Consider the following 21824-nt stretch of genomic DNA (forward strand, 5'->3'; position numbering starts at 1 on the left):
GTCAGCTGTTTAATCATGGACATTCAGCCTCGCTTTTTCCGCTGTCAACATTTGTTCCAGCTTTCGAATGACCGGCGTTAAATCAGTGCCGGACCGGCAGTTCGGACATGGATGAAAAACGGCTCCAATTTCGATATGCTCCACAATGACTTTCTTTGTTTGACAAAGCTTGCACATTATCTGACACCCTCCAATCTATGATTCAGCTCGTACGCTGCTCCTTTGATAATCACTAAATAGTCGCTGCACATTTCGTAGATTCTCGTGCCGAGCGCTTCATCGACCCGTACAAGTGTTTCAATCGTCAGCTCGCTTGAAAGCAAAATTGGTTTATGATTTAAGTAGCGGTAGTTAAGTACCGAATACATTTGCTCTAATTGCCAATCTGTGGCGCGCGGTTTGCCGTTAACCGGTTTAAACAGGTCATCTATGAACAGTACATCTGCTTGCTTCATCCGGCTCAGCTTCGCTTCCAAAAGGTCAAAGTCATTTTTCAGATCGGTAAAGCCTTCCACGAACGGAAAATAAATGACCGGCACATGGCGTGTTCTCATTAATTCATTGGCAACAGCGGTCAAAAGGTGCGTTTTCCCTGATCCGGGCTGTCCTAAAAGGGCAATGCTGTTTTTCCGGCTCTCCTTGATTTGTTCATAATCGGCCACATACTCTTTTGCGCATTCAAACGCGTCTTTTATGGCCTGCGGCTTTCCCTCCGTGCGGAATTCTCTGAAGTCCAGTTGTCTGAAGGCGTGGGTAATCTCGCTGGCACCGAGCAGCCGCTTCACTTTCCGTTCTGCCATGCAGCTGCACATTGTCCAGACTTCCAGGCCGTTCTGCCGGATGAGATAGCCTCCCTGATCCTTGCATCGCGGGCAATCATACCGGCTTGCGTCTGATTCGGCCGGTTTGTCCGCCAGTAATGGACGTCTCCCTCTTCGCAGCTCCTCTAAAATTTGCTCGATTGTTCGTTTTGTCATGTCTTTCCATCCTCTCATGTTGAATTGCGGCATTGTTTTTGGCCTGCTGCGCTAAAAAACGGTCTTCAATGAATTTTGAGCAGTAGCGAAAGGCCTTGATTGTTTCTGAAGCGGCGGTCCGCCGGTTTTCAAAGGCTTGAAAGCATTCCTCAAGCCATTTGATTGTTTGTGTTACAGGAACGCCAATGGCAACAATACGGGCGATGGCTTGATAATCTCTGGAGGAAGGATACACGGTGCGTCCTTCTTGAGCCGAACGTAATTGTGTAAACCGCTTCGCAATGTAATCCACTGCATCATCAGCAGCAGTATTTATATTTGTTTTATCTTTATCTGAGCGGACGTCTGTGTCCGGTGCCTGCGGCGAAAATGGCCGTTCCTTTATGCTCCGGTGTGCAGTTTTGTCCGATCTGAAACTGAATTTTTTGGAATGCTTTACAGAAATCATCAGTCCGTATGGCGCGCGGACAGCCTTTATGTACTCATGGGTTTCGAGAAGCTCCAGCCATCTTCTGACGGTTTTCTCACTCACCCCGAAAACAGCCGCCATTTCTCTCGCTTTTAACGGCTTATGGCCAAGTACGATTCCCCAGCATACGCCGTCTTTTTCAATTTCTTTTGTTGTTGCGCTGATGAACCAGAGAAACAGCCATAGCGCTGGACCAATTTTGTCATAATGTTCTGAATTCAATAACCCTGAATACGTAGGAAAAGGATAGCTTTTATCGGTTTTCATTGTACGCCGCTTCTCCTTTTAACATCATGTATGTTTGAAACTGTTCTCGCGTTTCAAAGTGGAACACCGGAAGGCCGCATGCCGTAAACGATATGGTGCCGCCGGCTTGTCCGAGATGGCGCTGATCTATGGGATTTTCACTAAAAACAATTTGGATTGGATACATGTGATCACTCTCCTGATCTGTTTTCGATACATTTCGTATCAACTGTTACCAAGTATAAACGATACAATCTGTATCATCAAGTTATTTTTGATACTTTTTTTATCATAACTTTATTTTGATACAGATTGTATCTATAATCATAAGTAACTTAGGGAGTTTAAAAAAGAGAGGTCATAGTATGATAGGCAGCAGATTGAAGAGTCTCAGAGGGAAAAGGACACAGGAAGAAATCGCATCTCACATCGGTGTGTCAAGGGCACGATATTCCCACTATGAAAACGGGCGAAGCGAACCTGATTACGACACACTCCAAAAGCTGGCTGATTACTTTCAAGTAACGACTGATTACTTATTAACAGGGAAAGACAAAAAATCCGATGACGATATGTTCTCAGATCCGGACTTGCAGGTAGCATACCGTGATATGCAGGATTTTTCCCCAGAAAGCAAACAGCAAGCCATTGAATTTATCAACTATTTAAAAGAAAAAGAGAAAAATCGGAAACCAAAAAATAAATAAATATTTCTCTGTTCTCTAAAACATATGAAAAATAGACCGATATAAAGAAAAAAGTGTTTATTTTTTTAAGAAAAGGGAAAGATTTCAACACACTTTCCAGTCCTATAAGGGCTTTTCTTTCTCGCTAAAAACAGAACACACGTTCGAAAGGGAGTATTCAATTGGGCGATTACCTATCACATCTGGAGGAATACGTAAAAAATTTATACAGTCGGCTGGGCATCACCTCCCCCCATCACATTGACATGCTGAAAATCGCAAAGGATCTGGATATTTGGGTTCATTTTGAGGATATGGGGAGCATGATGGTCAAATACGACGGCATGTATAGTATCGTATTGAATCAGAGAAGATCACGGGAAGAGCAATGGGAAGATTTTGGCCATGAATTGTGCCACGTGTTAAAGCATGCAGGCAATCATTTTCAGATGAACAAGCTCTTCAGGGAACTGCAGGAATTTCAGGCGAATCAATTTATGTACCACTTCTGTGTGCCAACCTTTATGCTGTTGCAGATGGAACTGCCGCAATGGAGAAGCCAGGCGCTTGCCACAATCGCGGGGGTATTCCGGGTAACAAAGGAATTTGCTGAAAAAAGGCTTGAAATGTTTGAACGGCGTAAAGCAGGTATTCAATTTCAGAAGCGGCTCGCTTACTTATTATCACACAAGCGGCCAATTGTGTACGAGGAAGGCGATCAGCAGCACTTGCAGGTCGCTGAAGAAAAAGCGTTATATCATATCGGCAAATACAGCTGATGAAAAACGGGCTGGGAATATATATCCTCAGCCCGGCAGAAAAACTAGCATTTTGACATTGGGGGCATCGTATTATGCACCCACATTGGCGCCGGTTTAAGATGAGGCGCAGGCCCGAATGCAATCGGGGCCGGAATATACCGGAATTCTCCCCGGCCGTCAAAGGCTTCGCCATGAGCCCATCTCCCCTGTGAGCTTTCATCCCCTCTGGAAAAGTTAAACAGGTCATAGGCCACTTCCCGCTTTTCGAGCTCACGCGGGAATGTTGTTGGAACGACAATATCCCGTTCTCTTTCTTCCAGCTCTTTAATAGCCGCATACCACATATTTTGATGATAAGTATCCCTTGCAATCAAAAATGACAGCATATCCCTTACCCCTGGATCATCGGTCATCGCATACAGCCGAGTCACCTGAAGGCGTCCTTGAGATTCCGCATTTAAGTTTGCGCGAAAATCCGCCAGCAAATTCCCGCTTGAAATAATGTATTTGGCATTCCAAGGATAGCCCTCACTATCTGCTGGCATTGCACCCAAACCGGACACAATCGCATGCTGAGGATTCATTCCTGACATAACTGCTGCAATGGCGGGATTGCTTTTATAAGCATCCTCCTGTACATCGGCTGGTGCATTATCCAGAAGCCTGGAAATCATCGTCGCCAACATTTCTACGTGTGCAATCTCTTCAGTACCTACGTCACATAACAAATCTTTATATTTGGCGTCCGCCCTGCAGTTAAAGCCTTGGAACAAATATTGCATCATGACACTGATCTCACCGAATTGGCCGCCCAGTATTTCTTGAAGCTTTTTTGCATAGACAGGATCAGGACGTGCTGGCTTTGCTTGATATTGAAGCTCTTTTATATGATAAAACATATTCATTCCTCCCTACACTTTCGCACAACCCCAGCGTATGAAGGAATAGGCCGATCGTGCAGGTCCCGTTATATTTATTCATAAAAGCCAAGCTTAATGGCTTCCACATATCGATAAAACAGATCGTTTTGTGTGTAACTTTCATCACGGCAGCCAAAATTGCGGAATAACGCCTTTCGCTGTGCCGTGCTTACTTCCAATTGCAGTCCCATTTCCCTCTTCGTCCGATTGACAATATTTTTCGGATGGACACCTGCCAGCCGGTCTTTCTCACTCGTGAGCTCGGCGCTGAAGCCAGCTTCATTCAGCTGCTCACAAATGCGCTTGGCTTTTTTACGGTCCGCGCCTCCGACCAATGTATGCGGAGTTTTAGGATCATGATACCCATGAAATGCTAATGCGTAATAGTGGGCATTCACTTTTTCTAAAGCCAGCGGCTCGTCAAAACGAGTGCTTGTCAGGTGCAAGGAACGGTTGTTTCGCTGCTTCACACCTTCAAACAAATAAATGGAACATTGATCGGAAAATGCCCGCACCAGCTCACTGACGCCAGGCTCAATTCTGCCGCCGTGGGGACCGAGGACGATAAGCTCACTTTCGTTTTTCTCCTCATAAATAATCCGGTACTCCGATTCAGAAGCAGAAAGGGCTGCAAAGCTGTCATACATATCTTTCATTTTGAATGCTCTCCTTTACCAGTCAGCACCAGTTTACTCTACTCGCCTATGTATGAAAACCTTTTTTATAGTATGATTTGATAGAATACGTATTAGGAGGTATATCATGGGATTTATTGAAGGATTACTTGGCAATGCGTCAACACTGTCAACGGCTGCGGTGAAAGAAGAGCTGGCTCATATTTTACTCGATGGTGAGGATGTCGATGCCGCGTTTAAATTGGTTCGCGATTTAATTGTCTTTACTGACAAGCGGCTTATTCTTGTAGATAAGCAGGGAATCACAGGAAAGAAAACGGAATTTCAATCGATTCCGTACAAAAGCATTTCTAGATTCAGCGTGGAGACTGCCGGCCGCTTTGATCTTGATTCAGAGTTGAAAATTTGGATCTCCGGCGCAGAACTTCCCGCTGTCTCAAAGCAGTTTAAAAAAGACGATAGCATTTATGATATTCAAAAGGCTCTTGCCGCAGTTTGTATGTAAGAAGAAAACGGAAGCTTGGCTGCTTCCGTTTGTTGATTACAGCTTTTCCTCTATTTTCGCTTTCGTTTTCGGACCGTAAATGCCATCTGCCGTTAATCCGCTGACAGACTGAAAACGTTTCACGGCATTTGCTGTTTTCGGGCCATAAACGCCGTCAACGCCGTGATTTTTCGCTCCTTTATCAGGGTAAAAATAAAGGGCAGCTAAAGCAGTCTGCACCTGCTTTACGTTTGTCCCTTTCGTTAGCGGGCTTGTCACTTTGATCACTCCCGATGGGAGCGGATAGGAAGACGCGGCATGGCTTTTAGAAGAAGTTGCCGCCTGAGACAGTTTAATCACCTGTCCGACTTTGATGTGATCAGGGTCGGTGATATGATTTATGCTTTGCAGCGTTTTCACACTGACACCATGTGATGCGGCAATCCCCGACAGTGTATCGCCTTTTTTCACATGGTATTCAGACGACGAAGAAGAGACTGAAGCCTTTTTCGCTGACACGGCTCCGTTTAACTCCTTCTCAATTGCCGCCTTCACTTGATCCCAGCGCCCCTCTGATAAAATACGGTGTGGGCAGTACTTTCCGCTCCAGTCCTGATGCTTTCTCACTCGGTCTATTCCCCAGCCGCGCTCTTTCAAAAGCTGAGCCACGAAAGAAATCGCCAAGGCTTCGGCGGCCTCATATTTTGGACCTCCCGATTTGCTGTAGCAAATCTCAACGCCGATTGATTTGCGGTTTCCTGTACCGTTAGTGCCGTCACCCGTGTGCCAGGCGTTTCGGTTTAGCGGCAGACCCTGAATCACCTCTTTATCATCCACCGCAAAGTGAAAGCTTGTCGAGCTGGTGTTCCCAATCATATAGCTGATTTCATTAGCCGCTGATGCATCATTTGCCGTGTTGTGAATGGTAATGTATTCAGCGGACATCGCATTGGGGCACTTCAGCGCGTATTTCGCTTCAGAAACCAAATTTTTCTTCACTTGAATGCTCACCTATCATCTCTCCTTTTTCTTTTTCATAAATAGGTGGCATTCGTAGGACGAAAAGCTCATATCATCCGTCACCGGTATATGGATAATTGTGTTAAACTGAAGTTCAATAGGAGGGATACGAGATGAATACGTACTTAATGCTGACAACGAGAACAGATCAATTCAATCAGGAGCATGTAGCCGGCCACTATGAATTTTTGGATCGCTTACAGGCAGAAAAGCGCTTAAAAATGTTCGGGCCATTCAGCGACGCCACAGGCGGAGCCTACGTCATCGAAGCAGGTTCGCTGGAAGAAACGGCGGAAATCGGACATGCAGATCCTCTGGTGGCAAGCGGATCTTCTGAGCTGACCATAAAAGAATGGAAGCTAAAATAAAAAAGACCCCTGAGGGTCTTTTTTGTCATCATCATGTTTGATTGCGTGCCGCAATATGGAATGTTTTCCCCTCTGCGTCTGCTGTTTCTCCTGCATGGACCATTACCTGAGTAAAGCTAAACCCGATCGCAACGAGCAACAAACCTGACATCCATTTAGATTTCATATAAACAATCTCCTCTCTGGATTTGTTTTTGTGCGTGCACCATTTTCTCATAAAATGAAAGTGCTTTTTCGGGCTGTCCGTTTTCTATATAGAATTGGGCAGCATCATGCGCCAGCTCTTCAATATAAGGATACAGCATATGTTCTTCAAGAAATTGAAAGGTGTGTGAGACTGATTCTGTGTCAATGTTTTTTCCATATAACGCATGTAAAAATTGAAAAAGCTCCACAAATAATTCATCACTGTATTGACGGGCGATTTCCAATCCTTCACGATACTGTTTTTGCGCTTCGGCATCATTTTTTTGTTTATACAGAACCTGTGTTAAAGAGTAGATAGAATGCGGAAGATTATCGAACTTTTCCGACTTGCAAATAGAAACAGATTTCTCAAAGTATTCGGCTGCCTTTTGCAGTTCACCCATTTTCTCATAGCAGTTGCCGAGATTGTACAGGGCAGAACTGATCAGGCGGGGATTGCCTTCTTTCTTTGCAAGATCTAAAGCCAGTTCTAAGTGGGGCAATGCTCTTTCTGGATACTGCATATCATCATAATTTCCTGCAATAACGAATTCACATTGGATTCTGCGGACGGTGTACGTTTCATACATTTGGTACGTTTCTAATGCCTGAACGGCGTAGCTCATCGAAACATAGGTTTGCTTTAAATTGTAAAAAATCTCGGCCATCTTAAAAGCAAACTCTGCCTTCTCAATATCATCCGAGACGAGGGCAAGATTCTTTTCTGCCCGTTTATAATACATCATGGCACTGACAAACATTTTCTGCTTAAATTCATACATTCCTCGAAAAAAATTAAAGTAATACTCGAGAAGCCCTGTCAGCTTGTACTGATTCCCTTCAATGTCTTCTAATAATTCTGAAAACTCTAGCTGCGACGTGTCCTCTCCAAAAGGCTTAATGTAATCCAGCATGACACGATGTCTGAACTCCATTAAAGAATAATACAGCAGCAAGTCTTGGTCTTCTTCCATATCCTCGATTTCTCTTTCTACTTCGAGCTTGACCCGTTCGGCTTCAGCAACGTGGAACTGCCGGATATGGGTATACCATTCATTAATTTTAAGCCCGACATAAGAGGACGGAATCGTCTGCTTCATCCTCAATTAATCCCCCCTTTTGAGTTACCCGAGATATGTCATATTTTATCATATTTACAAGAAAAAGAAGAACGCAAAAAGACCGCAATTGTCGAATTTCGGCTAACCGCAACAAAAAAGCGCGGGTTTTTCAAAAACCCGTGCTTTCTTTTAGTGAAAACCGACTTTGTTTCTTTCCATCCAGCTTCCCTGCCGGCTTTTTCTTTGCTCTCCTGTCATGTCTTTCACCATGGTTTCAATATAATGATTCCCTTCTTGGTGCCATTGAAGCGCTGAAGATACATATAATTCTCCCAGCTGTGCAAAGGAAAAGCCTTCTGTAAGCTTTGCGGCGTTTTTTATTTCTTCTTCACTCAAAAAGATGTCAAAGCCTCTCATTTTCATATATTCCAGCCGCAGCTCTTCATCCGGAAGCCCGATTTCATAGGCACGGTCAAATCGTCCTGCACGATTCATCAAACCTGGATCGATCTCTTCGGGATAGTTTGTCGTGCCGATGAGAAATAGCCCCTCTTTTGATGTCGCGCCGTCCAGCGTATTGAGAAAAAAGGATCGCACATCTTCCGGCATCGAATCTATATCCTCGATGACGAGAACTGCAGGAGCGAGGCGTCTCGCTGCCTGAAAGACTTCTTCTATTGTCTCGCTCGACGTAAATTCAGTAATTTGCCAATAGGCAACAGGTGCATCGATACTGCCTGCGATCGACTTCACTAATGTCGTCTTTCCGTTTCCAGGAGGTCCATATAACAGAATGCCGCGCTTGTAAGGGATGTCATACGTTTGATAAAACGATTTATCACTATGAAAAAACTGATCAATTGATCTGTATATCTCTTTTTTCAATAGCGGATTCATGATTACCTGACTCCGCTGAACCTCTCTGACAATCGCTTCCTGCTCTCTTGAAGTTCCTCCATCTCCATCCGTAAAAACGGTCACTTTCCGCTTGCTTTTTTCCCAGAGACGCGGTCTGACTCCCTCCAGAAATGCACGCATCTTTTCATCGTTAACCGCAAACAGACAATCGAAACTCATGATGCTCCCATCTTGAAAATAAGGAATTCTGGCAAAAGCAACTCCCTTTTCAGGATACGCGTATACACTGTTTCTTATAGACTTATGGACGGTATAATCCGGTTCTTTTTCATCTTCATCGTAAGCAAAGGTTTTCTTTTCAAGCTTTTCAAATATATATGCCACATGCTCAGGCTCCAATGAACCGCTGCGGACATCTTCTACAAGAAGCTCCCAGTATTCCGTGTTCGGGTCATCACTGGCATAGAGCTCATAGAATATACCGTATTGATCATAAAGCGTTTCTTCAATCCGTGTGATAAGGTAACCGAAAGTGCCGTAGCCCGCTGCAGCTCTTTCATTCTCTTTTTCTTCGTACTGATAAATGAAAGGTATGTTTGTCATGTTTATACTCCATTTCATATTTTGTGAACGTTATATATACGATTGACATAGCATTTTGTTTCATCCCACAGCATATTACTTGTGAATTGATAACCGTTGATATAGGATTTCATTGCACCATTCATTTTTACATATGGAGGAGATCATATTGAGCCAATCCAATCAAATTGTCAGCCATTTTTTATCCCATCGAAACGTGACCAATGAGCTTGCTGAAAAAATCAGCAAAGACCATTACGGCTACAAACCGGCTGAAACGTCAATGTCAGCGGAAGAGCTGGTCAAACACATTCTTACGTCTTTCCACTTGTTCGCAAATGTCATTAAAGAAGGCAATGCTTCACCATTTCAAAACAAGCAGGAAGAAACAGAAACAGATCTCAATGTTCTGGCAAAAGCTTATACAGAAAAAACGGCCGCTATTCTTGAACAGCTGACTGAAGAGCAACTGGATAGAGAAATTGATCTGACAGCCGCTTTCGGCAGAAAAGTCACAGGCAGCGCCCTGCTTCAGCTAGCAATGGAGCATGAAATTCATCATAAAGGCAACCTGTTCGTTTATGTGCGGGAAATGGGCCACACAGAGCTTCCTTTCTATCAGCAGCGCATGTAACGTAAACGAGAAAAAAGATACCTGTTTAGGGTATCTTTTTTTATGCCTCCGGCTCACTTCCAGATTTCGTCCAGACACTCATTATAGGTCAAATGAATAAAGATATTGAGCAAACCAAAATCCCAAGAAGCTAACGTGCAAATATTCAAAAAATTTAATTGATTAACGTGACCTAATCATATATAATCTGATAAAAATAGTCGGGTTTTCAGGAGGCCTTTATCATGAGTGTAAGCATCATATTGATGGGTTTGTTTGTCGGAGCCTTAGTCGGATTGACGGGAGTGGGCGGAGCGGCCTTATTAACTCCTCTTTTAATTGTGCTTGGAATTAATCCTTCCATCGCGGTCGGTACGGATCTTGTATATAACTCGATCACAAAGCTGTTTGGCGTTGCCTCCCATTGGCGGCAGAAAACGATTAACTTTAAATTAGTAAAATACTTAGCCATCGGCAGTATTCCGAGTGCGTCGCTAGCCATTGGCATACTGCATTTGTTCCCCGCCTTTCATCAGCATCAGGAAGAAATTATTAAGCACGCTCTTGGCTATGTGTTAACGCTTGTTGCCATTTCAATCATCGTTCGTTTGTTTTTGGATAGAAAGCTTCGCCCGAACCGCTGGCAGCTGATGCCGCTTGAAAACAAGCGGGCGCTGACGATTCTTATTGGTGTTGTGTTTGGATTTATTGTCGGATTAACATCCATCGGTTCCGGGTCATTATTTGCAATTGCCATGATCTACTTATTCAACATGAAAGCGTCACAGATTGTCGGAACAGATATCGCGCATGCTTTTCTTCTCGTTACGGCAGCAGGCATTTTGAACGCAAGCTTCGGAAGCGTGGATTACATGCTGGCAGCTAATCTGCTGATCGGTTCGATTCCCGGCGTGCTTATCGGGAGCCATCTCTCGCCTCGATTCTCCCCGCGTCCGCTGCAATTTATTATGGCGTCCATCATTTTGGTCAGCGGCTTAAAATTGATCTAATGAAAAAGGCTATCCTCCGGAGGATAGCCTTTTTCATTATAACGTCACACCCGATTTAAAAATGGCAAGTTCTCTGAAATCATTTTTTTCATGGTTCACAAGCTGACCGCTGGCCACTTCAATCATATAGTGGATAAACTCCCGCAGCACAAATTCCTCATGCACATCATCCTCCGCTAAAAGACCTGCGTTAAAATCAATCCAATGCGGTTTTGCCTCGTACAGCTGAGTGTTTGTCGCTACCTTCACTGTCGGGACAAAGGTGCCGAACGGCGTGCCTCTCCCCGTTGTAAAGAGGACAATTTGGCAGCCCGCCGCCGCCAATGCTGAGGAAGCGATCAAATCATTGCCCGGCGCGCTCAAAAGCGTCAGCCCTTTTGTCTTGAGCACTTCGCCGTATTTCAAGACATCCGCGACAGGAGAAATCCCCGCTTTTTGCGTGCAGCCCAGCGATTTATCCTCAAGCGTAGAAATCCCTCCTGCTTTATTGCCCGGTGAAGGATTTTCGTACACCGGCTGATCATGTTTTATAAAATATTGTTTGAAATGATTGATTAAATGGACAATCTTATGAAACACTTCTTCATTGGCAGCCCGCTGCATCAGGATGGTTTCCGCACCGAACATTTCCGGGACTTCCGTCAGCACCGTACTCCCTCCCTGTGCGATGATATAATCTGAAAAACGTCCAAGCAGCGGGTTTGCCGTTATACCGGAAAAACCGTCCGAACCTCCGCATTTCAGCCCGATTTTCAGTTCGGACAGCGGAATGTCTTCTCGCCTATCCCCTTTGGCCGCTTCATGAATCTCCTTCAGCAAAGCAACGCCTGCCTCCATTTCGTCGGTCACAGACTGGGATTCGAGAAACTTCACCCGATTCAGATTCACGTCCTGCAGTGCTTCCTTCATTCCTGCCAGCTCATTGTTTTCACAGCCAAGCCCTAACACCAAGACACCTCCGGCATTTGGATGGCGAATGGCATTCAGCAGGATTTGCTTCGTATTTTCGTGGTCGTCGCCAAGCTGCGAGCATCCGTATTGGTGTTTTAACACGAGCACGTTATCGAATGGAGCGATATCCCCCGTTTCTCTTACAAAACGCTGGAGCATTTTTTCAGCTATCCCATTGACGCAGCCGACAGTTGGCACAATCCACAATTCATTGCGTACACCGGCAGCTCCGTTTTCTCTTTTAAATCCTTTAAACGTCCGGTTCTCATTTGAGTACGGATTTTCATCAAATCTCGGTGTATAGCTGTATGTTTGGATATCAGACAGGTTTGTTTTTGTATTATGGACATGAATATGCTCTCCGATGGATATATCTTGTGTTGCATGCCCGATTGGAAACCCGTATTTGATGATGCTGTCGTTTTCTTTGATAGGCTGAAGCGCAATCTTGTGGCCTCTTTTTATATCATCCTTCACTTCAATCGACATGCCATCCGCATTCAGCCGCTCTCCCTTCTCAATATCCCGCAGAGCAAGAAGGACATTATCTTGTTTATGAATCTTTATAAATGACTTCATCGTACCTCTCCCCTTTGTGTGTAGCATTGTTCAAGAGCCCGCTGCATTCCCAGCTCATGAATATGATTCAAGTAATCAGCGACTCTCTCAGTCAGCCTCGGTATCTCGTTCAGATCTGCCCCCCACAGCCGCTCTACGCCTAACACCCTTGAGGCAATACGCAGCATGTCTCCATTCTCCTGATGCCACACCTCTTTGAAAAATTGAAGAACAGCCGGATCATCCTGCAATTTCTCGTTTCCCTGATAAAAATACAAAAGAGCGCTGAAAGAAAACACCAAGCGTTCAGGAAGCTGTCCCTTCTGTTCAGCATATTCCTGAATGGTCGGCAGGTTTCTCGTTTTGAATTTGGAAACGGAGTTCAATGCAATGCTTTCTAGATAATGCTTAATATACGGGTTTTTAAAACGATTCAGCACATCATCAGCATATTGAGAAAGCCCTTCCATTTTTAAAACAGGAAGAATGTCATCACCGATCATATCTTTGATAAACTGCCCCACTTCCGGATGCTCGACAGCATCCCGCACAGTTTTTAAGCCGTATAATAAAGCAACTGGCGTCATTGCCGTATGAGCGCCATTTAAAATTCTCACTTTTTTAATCCTGTAAGGGGTCAGGTCGCTGACAATCTTTGTATGGAGCCCGGCAGCTGCAAAAGGCAGTTCTTCCCCAATCCAATCCGGCCCCTCGATAACCCATAAATAATACTGCTCTCCCACAACTATCAGTTCATCTTGATAGCCCAGATCTGCAGTAATCTCATCAATGCTGTCGACAGGAAAGCCCGGGACAATGCGGTCTACTAAACTATTACAAAACGTGTTGGCATCATGAATCCACTGTGTAAACCCTTCTTCCAGCTTCCATAGATCTGCATAATGAAGAATCGTTTCCTTCAGCTTTTCGCCATTATTCTCGATCAGCTCACATGGGATCAAGACACAGCCTTTAGTCTGATCTCCTTTAAAAGCTTGATAGCGAAAGTAGAGAAATGCCGTTAATTTCCCAGGGAATGTTTTTTGCGGCCTATCCTCTAAACGATCTTTTTCATCACATACGATACCGGCCTCAGTGGTGTTGGAAATGATAAACCGCAGCTCTTCACTTGAAGCCAATTCTTTGTAAGCTTCATAATCAGAAAACAGATCAATTCCGCGGCTGATTGAGTTGATAATCATATGCTCGTTTACCGCTTCTCCGTTTTTCATTCCTTGTAAAAAAAGCGTGTATAAACCATCTTGCTGATTTAACCTTTTGATTTTTTCTGACCCTCTTGGCTGCACAACTGCGACGCTCCCATTAAAATCAGTGTGTTGATTCAATTGATCAATCTGCCAATCGACAAATCCTCGAAGAAAGTTCCCTTCTCCGAATTGGAGAATTTTTTCCGGATACTGAGTATAGTGATCGTACACACTTTTATTTAGCTTCTGCATCTTCATTGCCTCCCTCTCTCATTTATGCACACGTTAACATTTTTCTGTATAAAGAATGCCCGCTGAAAACGGGCCATCACGTCGTCAATCGTCTGACTGAATCACGCACCATGAATTCTGTGTTTTCCAAGATTTTTTCTGCTTTTGTTTCCGGCTCGCTGATCAGCGTCAATAGTTTTTGCGCGCCAAGCACGCTGATTTTCTCTACTGGACGCTTCACTGTTGAAAGCCTTGGCGTAATGTATTGTGAAAATCCAATATCATCAAAACCGATCACTGAAATATCATCAGGGACGCGCAGGCCCTTTGCGAATATCGCATTCATCGCTCCGATTGCCATGTCATCATTCGAACAAAAGACAGCAGTTGGAGGATTCGGCAGTGCCAGCAGCCGCTCCATCGCTTGAAAGCCGCTTTCCATATCGTATTGCCCTTTGACACTGTATTCATGTTTGATCGGAATATGATGATGAATCAGTGCGGCTAAGTAGCCTTCCTTACGCTGCTGGGAGGATTTAAAGCCTTCGATTCCCTCGATGATGGCGATATCTTGATGTCCGTTCTTAATGAAGTATTCTACAGCTTCCTGAGAGCCTTCTTTGTCATTGGACAAAATATTCGTGATGCTGCGGTCATCAATATCGCGATTCAGTACCACAAGCGGGATGTTTTTTTCTCGAATATGATAAATAAAAGAATTATCAATGTCACTTTGGCTCATTAAAATGATGCCGTCATATCTCATCGGCGTAACGGAGTCATAGTTTTTCAGATCATCGATGCCGCGGACATAGAGATTGTAATCCTCACTTATGGCTTGATTTACGCCTTTGATTGTGTCAGCAAAGAAGCTGTGTGAAGTTCCGTTTGTGATGCTTGTAAAGAAAAGCCCGATCGTATGTGACTTTTGCATCGCCAGGCTTTTCGCGTTTACATTTGGTGTATAGTTGAGCTGTGCTGCGAGCTCTAATATTTTTTTCTTCGTATGTTCTTTGATGTAAGGACTGTTGTTGAGTGCTCTGGAAACGGTTGTGTGGGATACGTTTGCGAGTTTTGCGATATCTTTTATGGTTACCATCTAATTCCCTTCCTTATCATACCGGCTGCGATTAGTTACTGTATATTGTATCATCAAACATACCGCCTCTCCCACTATATTTCCAGATTAATAAGACACCGGATTCTCCGCTTCTGTTCCTGCTGGTTTGCCGATGATCGGACGGACAAAACGAATAACAGCTAGTGAAGCAAAGACAGCTAACCCTCCGGCAAGCAAAAATGCTCCAGAAAACGTGCCCGTTCGGTCAACAATAAAGCCGGTTAAAGCCGGGCCTATAATTCCTGCCGTGTTAGCAAGGAAATGCATGAATCCGCCTACAGAACCGACATTGTTTTGATCAACCACATCTTGAATGACAGCCCAATAGATAGCGCCTGTCAAATAGAGAAAGAACACTGATAAAGCGACAAGTGTGACAGCGCTCGCAGTAGTTGTCACAAGCCCGGCCAAACCAATCAGGACCGCTGAGGAAAACAAACATGAGACAAGCACAACCTTGCGCGAGAACAGCACACCTTTTCGGGCTGTTTTTTTGTACACATAGTCGGAAACAAATCCCCCCGCTGCAAGGCCGATAAAGCCTAAAATCCACGGAATGACCGTGATGACACTCATCGATTCAACACTTAGTCCCCGCTCTTCAACAAGGTAGCTCGGAAACCACGTCAAAAAGAAGAAGAGGATGTAGTTGTAAGCGAAAAAAGCAAACGCCGTAAACAGGACTGTTTTTTGCTTCAGGTAAAAGGTGAGCGGAATTTTTTCTCTAGGAGGCGTTTCTGCTTTGATTGCCGGTGCATCCCCCATCGCTACTGGCGGCTTCTCTTTGACAAACTTGAACCAGAGCACTGCCCATATTAATCCAATAACCATAATGAGAACGAAGGATACCTTCCAGCTGAACGCGATTGCGATCATGCCGACGATCGGGCCGGAAATGGCTCCCCCGAGCGGCGTTCCGCTGTTGGTCACACCGACAACGGACGCCCGCTGGGTCGGCGGGAACCAGTTATTCACCATTTTGTTGATGGTCGCAGACAGCGGGCCTTCTCCCATTCCGAAGAGGATGCGTATAATCAGCAGGCTGACAAAACCAAAGGCGAGGGCGACTGCTCCGCTGAACAGCGACCAAACGACCATGGCGACAAACAAGGTCATCTTTGCCCCGTAGCGGTCAGATGCCACGCCCCCAAGAAAGTTAAAAATGGCATAACCAATCGAAAAACTGCTGAAAATCAAGCCCATTTGCGTGGCAGATAATGTGAGATCATCTTGAATAAAAGGAGCTGCAATGGAAAGTGCCGAGCGATCCAGGTAATTAATCACTCCTGCCAGGAACAAAAAAAGGATAACGGGAAGCTTATCTTTTGAGAACATCTCAACCTCACCCCTATGTTGGTTCAGCTTCTGTTGCGCTGCTTTCGTTACACGCCTGAATAAGCCATAAATCCTCCATCGACAGGAACAGTGACCCCGGTGACAAAACCGGAATAGGATTCATCCGCCAGCCAAAGAAGTGTGCCGAGCAGGTCCTCCGGTTTTCCAAAACGCTTCATCGGTGTTCCCGCAATAATTTTGTTAGAACGTCCGGTTAAGGTTCCGTCTCGATTGATCAGCAGATCATGATTTTGTTTTGTCAGAAAAAAGCCTGGGGCAATCGCATTGACCCGCAGTCCGGTTTCAGCAAAATGAACGGCCATCCACATCGTAAAGTTATTGATCGATGCTTTGGCGGCACTGTATGCCGGAACCTTCGTCATAGGTGAATAAGCACTCATGGAAGATAGATTGATAATCGCCGGTGAATCAGCCTTCAGCAGCTCTTTTCCAAACACTTGAGAGGCCAGAAACGCACCGGTGAAGTTGGTAGAGAATACAGTTGAAAAGCCCCCCTCATCCATATCAAAAAAGGATTGGCCTTCTCCTGCTTCTACATATGTCTCCACATCGGTTATCGCGTCAGGATGATTGCCGCCAGCCCCGTTAATTAACAGTTCGACAGAGCCAAATCGGCCGAGGATGTCCTCCTTTGCCTGCACAAGTGACCTCCTGTCCAGCACATCCGCAGAAACAGAGCAAGCTGTGCCGCCAGCCGCCATAATCTGCTTCACGACCGCTTGGCCTTTTTCAGCCGTCCGATTCAATATCGCCACCTTCATGCCATGGCGGGCAAGCTCCCGGGCCATCGCTGAACAAAGCACGCCGCTGCCGCCAGTGATGACAGCCGTTTTACCAGCCAGGTTCTCATGCAGCGGGATCATACTTCCACCTCTTTTTTTGCCATTGCTTCATAGGCGTCCCACAGCCCGTTCAAATACATGATGCCAAGTGCCCGATCGTATAGGCCATATCCCGGGCGGCATTGCTCACCCCAAAGATGGCGCCCATGATCCGGTCTGACATATCCTTTGTAATCCTGCTTATGCAGTTCTTCCATCACGCCTTGAATGTTGATCGAACCGTCTTTCGTCAGATGAGATGTTTCAATAAAATCGCCATTCTCAAAAATTTTCACATTGCGAATATGTGAAAATGGAGCGATGCCGGCATACGTCTTAGCAATCTCCACCATGTCATTAGCGGGATTGGCTCCCATTGAACCTGTACAAAGAGTGATGCAATTAGACGGTGAATCCGATATCGCCCTTAGCCTCCTATAGCTTGCCTCCCCTGTGATAATACGCGGCAGCCCGAAGATCGGCCATGGCGGGTCATCCGGATGAAGGGCCATTTGAACACCGTGACTTTCTGCAACCGGAAGAATTTCCTGCAAAAAGAATGATAGATTGTCCCATAGCTGTTCTTCATCGACCGTTCTGTAGGCTGCAAACAGCTCTTTGATCCGAGCTAATTTTTCGGGCTCCCACCCCGGCAGTGTCATGTCAGATGCTTGCTCCACCGTCCGAATCAGCTCTTGGGGCTCAAGGCTCTCTACCTTGGCCTTTTCAAAAAACAGAGCGGTTGATCCATCTTCCAGTGGACGAAACATGTCCGTGCGTGTCCAATCAAAAACCGGCATAAAATTATAGCAGATCACTTTCACGCCAAATTCGGCAAGATTGCGGATGGTTTGTTTGTAGTTTTCAATATACCGGCCGCGTTCTTCGTTACCGAGTTTAATCGCTTCATGAACATTCACGCTTTCTACAACTTCAGTATGAAAACCATAGGATTGAATATATTCGGTCTCGGCTCTGATTTCTTCTTTTTCCCATACATCGCCGACAGGTTTTTGATGGAGAGCCCAGACGATGCCTTTGACTCCGGGAATTTGCTTCACGTGTTCCAGTGTGACTGTATCGTTGCCTCGGCCATACCATCGAAATGTCATATTCATGTGTACACCTCCGGATTCAGTGGATTAATCAAACGTGATAACGGCTTTTCGCACCTGATCTGGATGCTCCTTGATAAACTGAAATGCGTGATGGACGTCATCTACTGAAAATGTATGGGTCACCAGCCCGTTATGCGCTAACCGTCCTTTATTCAAAAGCTCTACCACCTTGGGAAACTGATTGGTCTGCAATCTCGATCCGGTTATCATGACTTCTTTTTTTGTAATCGGCAGCTGAGAAATTTGTGCCGCTCTTTCATCAAATCCAAGCACAACCACATGTCCCGCGGGAGAAACGACCTCAACTGAAAGCTCAAAAGTCGCCGGCAGACAAACCGCATCAATGACCACATTGGCTCCTTCATTCCCAGTCCATTCCCGGACCCGCTCAGCAACATTTTCTGTTTGGGCATTCACGACAGCGTCGGCACCGTTTTCTTTCGCAAATGCCAGCCGCTCGTTATTCAAGTCAGTCATCATGACGGCAGCGCCCGCCAGCTTAGCCATTTTCAACACACAGATCCCGATGGGTCCCGCTCCCTGAATCAGAACGGTATCACCTTTTTCCACCTGGCCTCTCCACACTGCCTGGGCGCCTATCGTGTAAGGCTCGGCCATGACCGCTTCTTCCCAAGGCAAGTCCTTTGATACAACGTGAAGCTGCCTTTCCGGAAGCACAACATATTCCCGCATGCCGCCATCCTCATGTACGCCAAACACAGAAAGCTTGGCACAAACATTCGGGCGCCCTTTGCGGCAGGCGTAACACGTTCCGCAATAAGAAATCGGCTCAATCACAACGTGGTCACCGGTTTTTATGCTCTGTACATTCGCCCCAACTTCCTCTACTTGTCCCGTTACCTCGTGTCCGATGACTCTCGGGAGGGTGGCGAGCGGATTCGTGCCATGATAAATGTGCATGTCTGAGCCGCAAATCCCGACTCGCTTGACTTTCACGAGCACTTCATCATCCTTTGAAAGAACCGGCTTCTTCATCTCCGCAGTCACCAGATCATACGCTTTTCGCACTTGAACCGCTTTCATTTTTCTCACCTGCTTTTTAAGAATTCATACACGCTTCGAGCAATTGATATTCCGTGTTCCTTATTTCGTTCTTCATGCAGCTGCTCCATCTCGCCGGGCACATACACTCTCTCGACTCCAGCAGCCGGCGGTGACTGCTGCAGTTCATTGAGCATGGCATCCATCTGCTCTAAAAACGTATCCCGGTCGGTAAAAAAGGACGGATTGATCGCGCAAACGTAATGTCCCAGCTTTCTTTTTTGATCAAGGCCGCTGTACATTTTGGCGATATGAGGGCCAAAAGCCGCGCCCGCCAGCAATCCGGAAAACACATCTACCACAATAGATAGTCCATAGCCTTTCGGGCCGCCGAAGGTTGAAAGTGAGACGACCTTGTAAGGATCGGTTACTGCTTCTCCGTTTTCATCGACCCCCCATCCCTCAGGAATGTCTTTGCCCTCTTCACGGGCATGCAAAATCTTCCCAAAGGCCACTTTGGATGTCGCCATATCTAAGATAAACGGTTTCTTATGCTTAGCCGGAACACCGTAAGCAATCGGATTTGTCCCTAAAAAAGGAGACCTCCCCCCAAATGGAACAACGATACTGTCCGTATGTGTCATTGCCATTCCGATCAGCTTTTCTTCAGCTGCTTTTTGCACAAAATAGCTTAGCGCTCCGCAATGGCTGCTGTTTACGGCCGTGACCATGCCGACTCCGTTTTTCTTCGCCATGTCAATTGCACGGTCCATCGCCATATCACAAATCACATGGCCGAAACCATCATCTCCGTCAAGCACGCCGGTCACAGGCCCCGTTTCTTTAAAAACAGGATGTGCTTCGGGGTTGATCCCTCCCGCCCTTAGCCTGTTCACATAGTGCTCTGTTCGCAGCACCCCATGCGAATGTACAGTGCGTAAATCGGCGTGCACGAGGACATCTGCTACTTTTTCAGCGTCTCGTTCATTCAAATGGGCACCGATCAGCTTGACCCGAACGAGTTCCTTTGCTTCTTCAGCTGGTATCGTTACCGTTTTCAATAAAGTGCCTCCTTTCTTTTCAGTTCTTCGGGCACTCCTAAGCGAAAACCCTTACAAATACATCATATTTACAAATTATTTTAAATATTCTTTATATTACGTTGTCAGCTCTTTTGATGAAGATCCTGAACAATCTGTGCATGCTGCTGGTCTGTGAGTTTATAAAGAAAGCCGATAATGATCATCGCTAATGCCAAAGCAATGGCCGGATACAGAAGCAGAAGCGCTTTGATTCCGATCAGCGCCTGTGCTGTCTGGACTGCATTCGGCACATAGCCGATAAGCCCCAAACCGATTCCCGAGAGAAAACCGGACAATGACTGAGCAAGCTTTCTGGAGAAATTAAAAAGTGAATATGTCGTTGCTTCTTTCCGTTCACCGGATTTCCATTCGCCATAGTCAATAATATCGGAGACAAGCGCCCACGTGATGCCATTTGGAATACTGATTCCGATAAAGGCGATACTGGCAAGAACCGTAAACACATAAACGTTTGATGGCAGCATAAAGTTGATCAGATCCGCGGCTACACTGATGCCGAAGCCGATCATTGCCGTTCGTTTCTTTCCAAACATCTTGACGAGCTTTGGCAGAAATACGACGCCCAAAAAGGAAGAACCGATAATAATAAAGTTCATATAAGCCATTAATTCAACATTGCCCAGGTTATATTGTGCGAAATAGACTAGCATGGCGGATTTAATGTTGTATGCGGAAATTGAAAAAATCGTCATCAGGACAAGGGTTAACAGCGGTTTATTCGAGATAAATGTTTTGACGACAGATGAGAGTGTTAATTTTTCTTTTGGCGCTTCCGATATGACAATGCGCTCCTTGCAATTGCGGTAACAAATATAAAACCAAATCACACCGAGTGCGGCGAACAAGCCCATGACCACCGGGTAGCCGACCTTCGGATTATCAAACTTGACGAGCAGCGGCATCACTGCCACACTTGTGATAAACAAAGCCCCAAGTGATCCGATTTGGCGGAAAGTCGAAATAGAGGTCCGATCCTCAGAATTTTGAGTCATCGCTGCCCCTAATGAGCCATACGGAATATTCACAAATGAATAGCCGATGCCCCAAACCATATAGGATGCATATGCATAAATGAGTTTTCCGGTCGTTGATACATTGGGAGACAGAAAAATAAGAACAGTAAGCACCGCAAGCACGATGCTGCCGATTAATAGATAAGGCCTGAATTTCCCCCGTTTGCCGATATTTTTGCGATAATCAATAGATGAGCCGACAATTGGATCTGTTATCGCCGCAAACAGCTTACTGACTAAAAAAATGCCGCCGGCCATCGCAGCCGGGATTCCCGCTACATCAGTAAAATACTTTAATAAATAAATCTGGCCGAGATCAAACATAAAACCGTTGCCAAAATCACCAAATCCATAGGAAATTTTCTCTTTCAACGAAAGCCTTTTCTCCGTTTCGATCGACACAACCTTATTTGCCAGTTCAGTTCGCATCTTCCACCTCTGTGTCTTAAGAATTTTCGGGTAGTGGT

25 protein-coding genes are annotated in these 21824 nt (G+C 45.5%); 6 read left to right on the forward strand and 19 right to left on the reverse strand.

Annotated features, from left to right (window positions below; translation table 11 throughout):
* Positions 1-9: 9 nt before the first annotated feature.
* The 4 genes from AC0DBE_RS08450 to AC0DBE_RS08465 are packed head-to-tail and all read right to left on the reverse strand — an operon-like array spanning position 10 to position 1879.
* A complete protein-coding gene (locus tag AC0DBE_RS08450; RefSeq protein WP_090557664.1) occupies positions 10-177 on the reverse strand; it encodes a hypothetical protein in 168 nt (55 codons plus the stop codon).
* Positions 177-977 carry an ATP-binding protein gene (locus AC0DBE_RS08455; RefSeq protein WP_114150647.1) on the reverse strand — a complete coding sequence of 267 codons (801 nt, stop codon included), beginning with the start codon at positions 975-977 and terminating at the stop codon, positions 177-179. Before AC0DBE_RS08455 ends, AC0DBE_RS08450 begins: the two co-directional genes overlap by 1 nt.
* Complete coding sequence (locus AC0DBE_RS08460) at positions 877-1713, reverse strand: hypothetical protein (RefSeq protein ID WP_061187277.1); 837 nt, start codon at positions 1711-1713, stop codon at positions 877-879. Before AC0DBE_RS08460 ends, AC0DBE_RS08455 begins: the two co-directional genes overlap by 101 nt.
* Positions 1700-1879 carry a hypothetical protein gene (locus tag AC0DBE_RS08465; protein WP_061187276.1) on the reverse strand — a complete coding sequence of 60 codons (180 nt, stop codon included), beginning with the start codon at positions 1877-1879 and terminating at the stop codon, positions 1700-1702. The genes AC0DBE_RS08460 and AC0DBE_RS08465 overlap by 14 nt, the downstream gene beginning before the upstream one ends.
* A 178-nt stretch (positions 1880-2057) precedes the next feature.
* Between AC0DBE_RS08465 and xre the strand changes: the two genes are divergently transcribed.
* Together xre and AC0DBE_RS08475 are read left to right on the forward strand one after the other, a co-directional pair.
* Complete coding sequence (gene xre, locus AC0DBE_RS08470) at positions 2058-2399, forward strand: HTH-type transcriptional regulator Xre (RefSeq protein ID WP_003220555.1); 342 nt, start codon at positions 2058-2060, stop codon at positions 2397-2399.
* Positions 2400-2560: 161 nt separating this feature from the next.
* Complete coding sequence (locus AC0DBE_RS08475; RefSeq protein ID WP_472961790.1) at positions 2561-3157, forward strand: ImmA/IrrE family metallo-endopeptidase; 597 nt, start codon at positions 2561-2563, stop codon at positions 3155-3157.
* A gap of 44 nt (positions 3158-3201) precedes the next feature.
* On the opposite strand, the gene AC0DBE_RS08480 is transcribed toward AC0DBE_RS08475, so the two are convergent.
* The gene (locus AC0DBE_RS08480; RefSeq protein WP_014113464.1) at positions 3202-4038 is read right to left on the reverse strand and encodes a manganese catalase; all 837 of its coding nucleotides are present in this window, start codon (positions 4036-4038) and stop codon (positions 3202-3204) included.
* Positions 4039-4112: 74 nt separating this feature from the next.
* Positions 4113-4715 carry a poly-gamma-glutamate hydrolase family protein gene (locus AC0DBE_RS08485; RefSeq protein WP_061187275.1) on the reverse strand — a complete coding sequence of 201 codons (603 nt, stop codon included), beginning with the start codon at positions 4713-4715 and terminating at the stop codon, positions 4113-4115.
* 106 nt (positions 4716-4821) lie between these two features.
* Between AC0DBE_RS08485 and AC0DBE_RS08490 the strand changes: the two genes are divergently transcribed.
* Complete coding sequence (locus AC0DBE_RS08490) at positions 4822-5199, forward strand: PH domain-containing protein (protein WP_090557668.1); 378 nt, start codon at positions 4822-4824, stop codon at positions 5197-5199.
* Positions 5200-5235: 36 nt separating this feature from the next.
* Here AC0DBE_RS08490 and AC0DBE_RS08495 read toward each other — a convergent pair whose 3' ends face one another.
* A complete protein-coding gene (locus AC0DBE_RS08495; RefSeq protein ID WP_072566134.1) occupies positions 5236-6189 on the reverse strand; it encodes an N-acetylmuramoyl-L-alanine amidase in 954 nt (317 codons plus the stop codon).
* A 122-nt stretch (positions 6190-6311) separates the two neighbouring features.
* Between AC0DBE_RS08495 and AC0DBE_RS08500 the strand changes: the two genes are divergently transcribed.
* Positions 6312-6566 (forward strand): YciI family protein, encoded by a 255-nt coding sequence (locus tag AC0DBE_RS08500; RefSeq protein ID WP_326197991.1) that lies wholly within the window; start codon positions 6312-6314, stop codon positions 6564-6566.
* Between the two features lie 31 nt (positions 6567-6597).
* On the opposite strand, the gene phrA is transcribed toward AC0DBE_RS08500, so the two are convergent.
* From phrA to yjoB, 3 genes are all read right to left on the reverse strand, one after another.
* Positions 6598-6732 carry a phosphatase RapA inhibitor PhrA gene (gene phrA, locus AC0DBE_RS08505; protein ID WP_014113458.1) on the reverse strand — a complete coding sequence of 45 codons (135 nt, stop codon included), beginning with the start codon at positions 6730-6732 and terminating at the stop codon, positions 6598-6600.
* A complete protein-coding gene (rapA, locus tag AC0DBE_RS08510) occupies positions 6722-7858 on the reverse strand; it encodes a response regulator aspartate phosphatase RapA (RefSeq protein ID WP_079288553.1) in 1137 nt (378 codons plus the stop codon). Before rapA ends, phrA begins: the two co-directional genes overlap by 11 nt.
* Positions 7859-8002: 144 nt before the next feature.
* Positions 8003-9274 carry an ATPase YjoB gene (gene yjoB, locus AC0DBE_RS08515; protein WP_326197992.1) on the reverse strand — a complete coding sequence of 424 codons (1272 nt, stop codon included), beginning with the start codon at positions 9272-9274 and terminating at the stop codon, positions 8003-8005.
* Positions 9275-9422: 148 nt separating this feature from the next.
* Here yjoB and AC0DBE_RS08520 point away from each other — a divergent pair, with 148 nt between their 5' ends.
* Positions 9423-9887 carry a DinB family protein gene (locus tag AC0DBE_RS08520; RefSeq protein ID WP_061187269.1) on the forward strand — a complete coding sequence of 155 codons (465 nt, stop codon included), beginning with the start codon at positions 9423-9425 and terminating at the stop codon, positions 9885-9887.
* 224 nt (positions 9888-10111) lie between these two features.
* Entirely contained in the window at positions 10112-10876 is a 765-nt protein-coding gene (locus AC0DBE_RS08525) for a sulfite exporter TauE/SafE family protein (protein ID WP_014476525.1), read from the forward strand.
* Between the two features lie 36 nt (positions 10877-10912).
* Here AC0DBE_RS08525 and AC0DBE_RS08530 read toward each other — a convergent pair whose 3' ends face one another.
* The 9 genes from AC0DBE_RS08530 to AC0DBE_RS08570 form a co-directional block, all read right to left on the reverse strand.
* The gene (locus AC0DBE_RS08530) at positions 10913-12406 is read right to left on the reverse strand and encodes a UxaA family hydrolase (RefSeq protein WP_472961796.1); all 1494 of its coding nucleotides are present in this window, start codon (positions 12404-12406) and stop codon (positions 10913-10915) included.
* Positions 12403-13845, reverse strand: a complete 1443-nt coding sequence (locus tag AC0DBE_RS08535; protein ID WP_472961798.1) for a tagaturonate reductase — start codon at positions 13843-13845, stop codon at positions 12403-12405. The genes AC0DBE_RS08530 and AC0DBE_RS08535 overlap by 4 nt, the downstream gene beginning before the upstream one ends.
* A 76-nt stretch (positions 13846-13921) precedes the next feature.
* Positions 13922-14923 (reverse strand): LacI family DNA-binding transcriptional regulator, encoded by a 1002-nt coding sequence (locus AC0DBE_RS08540; protein WP_072566130.1) that lies wholly within the window; start codon positions 14921-14923, stop codon positions 13922-13924.
* Positions 14924-15010: 87 nt separating this feature from the next.
* A complete protein-coding gene (locus AC0DBE_RS08545) occupies positions 15011-16279 on the reverse strand; it encodes an MFS transporter (RefSeq protein ID WP_087987213.1) in 1269 nt (422 codons plus the stop codon).
* Positions 16280-16326: 47 nt separating this feature from the next.
* Entirely contained in the window at positions 16327-17163 is an 837-nt protein-coding gene (locus AC0DBE_RS08550) for an SDR family oxidoreductase (protein WP_014113450.1), read from the reverse strand.
* Positions 17160-18239 (reverse strand): mannonate dehydratase, encoded by a 1080-nt coding sequence (gene uxuA, locus AC0DBE_RS08555; RefSeq protein ID WP_087987214.1) that lies wholly within the window; start codon positions 18237-18239, stop codon positions 17160-17162. The genes AC0DBE_RS08550 and uxuA overlap by 4 nt, the downstream gene beginning before the upstream one ends.
* A gap of 24 nt (positions 18240-18263) precedes the next feature.
* The gene (locus AC0DBE_RS08560; RefSeq protein ID WP_087987215.1) at positions 18264-19283 is read right to left on the reverse strand and encodes a zinc-binding alcohol dehydrogenase family protein; all 1020 of its coding nucleotides are present in this window, start codon (positions 19281-19283) and stop codon (positions 18264-18266) included.
* A gap of 5 nt (positions 19284-19288) precedes the next feature.
* Entirely contained in the window at positions 19289-20302 is a 1014-nt protein-coding gene (gene allD / locus AC0DBE_RS08565; protein WP_087987216.1) for an ureidoglycolate dehydrogenase, read from the reverse strand.
* Between the two features lie 104 nt (positions 20303-20406).
* Positions 20407-21786 carry an MFS transporter gene (locus AC0DBE_RS08570; protein ID WP_087987217.1) on the reverse strand — a complete coding sequence of 460 codons (1380 nt, stop codon included), beginning with the start codon at positions 21784-21786 and terminating at the stop codon, positions 20407-20409.
* Between the last annotated feature and the right edge of the window lie 38 nt (positions 21787-21824).

The organism is Bacillus sp. VA15 (genome assembly GCF_055721145.1).